The 3967-nt window shown below is 53.2% G+C and carries 4 protein-coding genes; 3 read left to right on the top strand and 1 reads right to left on the bottom strand.

The features are described from left to right. The first annotated feature begins 952 nt into the window (after positions 1-952). From MPN20_RS16890 to MPN20_RS16880, 3 genes are all read left to right on the top strand, one after another. A complete protein-coding gene (locus tag MPN20_RS16890; RefSeq protein WP_242784005.1) occupies positions 953-1555 on the top strand; it encodes a hypothetical protein in 603 nt (200 codons plus the stop codon). Between the two features lie 210 nt (positions 1556-1765). Then, on the top strand, positions 1766-2239 hold the full coding sequence (locus MPN20_RS16885; RefSeq protein WP_242784004.1) for a hypothetical protein: 474 nt from the start codon (positions 1766-1768) through the stop codon (positions 2237-2239). 98 nt (positions 2240-2337) lie between these two features. After that, complete coding sequence (locus MPN20_RS16880; RefSeq protein ID WP_242784003.1) at positions 2338-2793, top strand: hypothetical protein; 456 nt, start codon at positions 2338-2340, stop codon at positions 2791-2793. A 565-nt stretch (positions 2794-3358) separates the two neighbouring features. On the opposite strand, the gene MPN20_RS16875 is transcribed toward MPN20_RS16880, so the two are convergent. Beyond that, positions 3359-3967, bottom strand: a 609-nt coding sequence (locus tag MPN20_RS16875; protein WP_242784002.1) for a transposase, incomplete at its 5' end; no start/stop codon positions are given.

Here is a 3967-nt window from a genome sequence, read left to right as displayed (position 1 = left end):
CACTGCTCATCAGTGAAGACTCGGTGTCGTTGCTGTGTAGTCACGTCTCCACCGTGCCAGTCCTGGAATGGTCAATAAAGGAGACACGCCCTAGATCGTATGGTGGTGCGGATTCTTGTTCCATAGACCAATCCAAGGAACCATGCAGTTTAATTAGGTTGAGGCAGTCCTCTTGAACGGGGAAACTGAGTTCATCCCCTGGCTTCCAAGATGACTCAAACCCCCGGTTCAGATCTACATCCCCTTCGGCTGCGCTTTCAACTGTCAAGTCATAGTTAAGAGTAATAACATCTGGGCCGCCTGATTGATTGCGCGCCAGGTTAATCAACGGAGACAAATAGTCAACAGAGTCATGATCTCTGAGGATTTCAGTCAGCCGTCGCAACACGTACCCTTCAGCCTGACGGAGGGGGGCTGTGAGTGGGGGCCGTAGCTCAGCACGAGCGATTGAGGCGATAGCGGTACTGATACGGTCCAGGTGGTAAATGGACTCCTTCGTCCCTACATCGCTGAGTGCTTGCGCCAGCTGCGCTGCTGTCTCGCGCTCAAACTCAGCAACTGGTAGATCGTTAAGAGACGATATCCAATTCGTCACAAAGGGTGCGACTTCGTGCTCTTCTCGAACTTGTAATAGACGTAGTGACGAAATCAGAGTCTCGATGTTGACGGCAGTTTGATGTGAGTTTCACCGGTAGGTGGCGGTGTTCTTTGATCGATAAATGGCGTTCGTTGCAGAGATGGGGCATCGGACTACTCAGTAATCGTGCGCGCGCGGCGGTAAAACGTCGCCCGCGACATTCCGAGATCACGAGCGACCTGCGCCGCGACGGCTCCCCGATTCCACTCTGCCCAAGCCAAAGATGCGAATCCGCTCATAGAACTATCAGCGAATTACAATGTTATGCTCATTCTCCAGGCCAATTCCTGGTTCCCCTCAAAAAATGGAGAGTCTATGCGTAAGCGCATATCCCTACCTGCTGTTGTGGCCGTGGCACTTGCCTCGTCCTGCGTTGCGATACCTGCCTCAGCGACTTCAACCGAACCAAATATTGAATACAGCGATCACCTGGAGGTGACTTCCGGGGCCAGCAAGCTGGAAGTCGCCAAGGAAGACGAAGGCACGACCTTCTACTCGCCCCCGGCAAAGAAGCTGTCGGCAAGAAGCGCCTCAGCAACTCCGCTCTCGGAGGTAGAGGCCTACGAAGTGCGGAGCCCGTTTCAACTCGATAGTGACATGGTCCCAGACGAAGTGACTGACTGGACAGAACCGGAGCAGTGGGACGCGTCCGAGGGTACTTCCGAAACCGAGGAGATCGCTGCGAAGCCACTGCCAACCATGAAGGCCACCGTGCCCCAGGTTTCCCGGATTGATACCAGTGTTGGCTCAACGATTAAATGGCCGGAGTCGGCAACTGGTGAAAAGACAGTGCTTGTCGATGGAAACATTGTCGGAACAACTGAGGGTAGCGAGATCGAGGTCGAATCTGCGTTTCTCAGCGAACAGTCGACTGTGCAGGCGGCTAGCATCGACGAAAGCGGCCAACCGGTCACGTAGACGCTCCCGTCAGTTGAGGCAGCAAAGGCGAGTTCTAAGAAGGCCACCGTTTCCGCGGTTTCGCACAAGACTTTCATCCCGGGCAAGTGGGTCCACCTCAAAGGATTCAAGGGCTTGGGCTGCAGTATCAACTCCGGTGGGCTCCCCAAGACTGACATTTACCATGCTGGCAACAACCGGAGCTACAAGCTACCGACAAGCCTGAGCACCGTGACAGCTGAGAAGAACTATAAAACCGCCATGCTGGCTCGGGTGGCCTGGGAAAGTCCGAACGGTGGAAAGAGTATCCTCACTATGAAGGGCGTAGGGGCGACCAAGATGTATGACTCCAAGAAAAAGCATCTGGCAACTCGCACAGCCTCTTCGAAACACATGTACTTCAAAGACGCGACTAAAGGGTCAAGCCTCGCTCGCATCACCTTTGATGTAGAGGCAGGCAATCCGTTCTGTGTCACTGGAGCGATCAAACACCGGTCGAACTTCATTCTCCACCGATCAGGTGTCATTCAGGCCAGCGGACAGGGTCGAGATGTACCAAATCATGAACTCACAGGATTTGCTGCTTCGGGAAATAAGTTCAAGTGGGGCTGGCTGAGCAAGTCGAAACTGAATAGTTTTGATTGCCTCATCTCTAACCGGAGTTGCAAACCGCAGAACTGGAACGGCAAGGTCACTCTCCCCTAGTTCTAGGAAATCTACGTTCAACTTGGGCCCCGCCTCGCGCTGACGCAGGAACTTTTAGCTCATCATGGGGCGGGTCCGTCTTTACCGAAAGGACAGTCGTGCGCAAGGGAAAGCACGCCCCGCTTCTTTATGTAGTGGTGACCTCAGCAATCGCGGCAATCATTCTGTTCGTGACATCTTTTACTTATTTTAGTGAAACACCCGATTTTGTTTCATCACTAATGTTTCTAATATTATTCTGTCCGGTCGCAATTGTTTTTCTAATCGCGGAAGTGTTGATTTTTTCTGTACCGGTTTTCAAATTTGCTTGGCGAGTGAAGAAGAATGACTCGCTGATGACATTTATTTGGTGCGTTGGGGTTCCTGCGATCGCTGCTTACTTAATGGGTACTGTCGGTGCCACTTTGGTCGATAGGCGACATGAGTATTTTTCGTATTTTGATATTCTTCAATTCCATGGCGCGATTCTTGCAGTGCCGACGATTATCTTGTTGGTATCTGGAATACTGTCGGTTCCTATTTTGAGGCGCTCGAGGGCACGTACAGAGGGCTGAGTGTTTTCGCAATTGGGGTACGAGTCGTCGATGTGAAGCCAACTTCTGACAGTTGCGCAGACGGCTGAGACTAACATTTCGCGGAATCCTGACGTATGTGAAAGCTCGTCAACGTGACACCGGTGAGACGTCTCGTATCCCTAGGGATGCGAGACGATTGATTCTCGAAACGATGTAGTTTCAGCCACACTTCTCCACGCTATATTCTGTCGCTTTGTTCCGCGCGAATCGGACATTCCCAGACTATGATCAGGTTAATCCGTTCAAACCCGGTCGATGTTGCCCGAGAAAAGTTGAGAGTTTGTACTATGGCTGTCTGCCGACGACACCAACGCCAACCTCGGCTTCGCTAAGAACACCACTAACCACAAAATCGGACGCTTCCGGAAAATCTAAGCCAGTGAGATCGACGACGGGTTACGGCGAGGTGGTGCCGCTCTGGGCAACGATATGGAGCCTGACTCAATGGAACTAACCGGCCCGAGATGTCGGCGGCCGGTCCCAACCTTCTCGACGGTCCCGCGACTTAAAGAGATGGCCTTGAGTGATAGGCCACATATAAGGCTCATCGTAATTGAGAGTGTAGAACTGGCCTGAAGCCACCGGACTCGAGCAGACTCCTGGCGATGTAGTGGGTGATGTTCCGGAACCCCAACGCGGACCCGCGGAGATGTTCAAGCCTGCCGTTGATCGCTTCAGTCGGACCATTCGACGTTCCCGATCGGGTGAAGAACGCGAGCACATCAGCAGCTCGACGCTTCAAAGTCCTTCCTAACCGTTTGAGCTCAACCAGCCCTGTCGGCAGATTCGTCGTCAGGGTATCGATGACCGTGCTCAAGAGCTTTTTGCCCTCGTTGCGGTCAGCGGTTCGGTAGGCGCTCACTATGTCTTGGTAGACAGCCCAGGTGACTTCGACTTCGATGGAACTCGAATCGGCGAACAGGCCCGCGATCCTCTCCTGTTGCTTGGTTGTGAGCAGATCAGTACCGGTGTGCAGAGTCCTCCTTGCCCGATACAAGGGGTCTTTCGCTCGTCCACGATGGCCAGTTGTCTCCTGCTGAATACGACGACGAACATCATCGAGAGCATCACCGGCGAGCTTGACGACGTGGAAGGGGTCCATGACTTCGACAGCGTCGGGCAGTTCCTCAACTGAGGCTGTTTTGAAGCCGGA

Source organism: Brevibacterium sp. ZH18 (assembly GCF_022748595.1).
In the GTDB taxonomy this organism is placed as follows: Bacteria; Actinomycetota; Actinomycetes; order Actinomycetales; family Brevibacteriaceae; genus Brevibacterium.
Note: the sequence above shows the minus strand (reverse complement) of the source record. Positions and strands in the feature narration are given on the sequence as shown.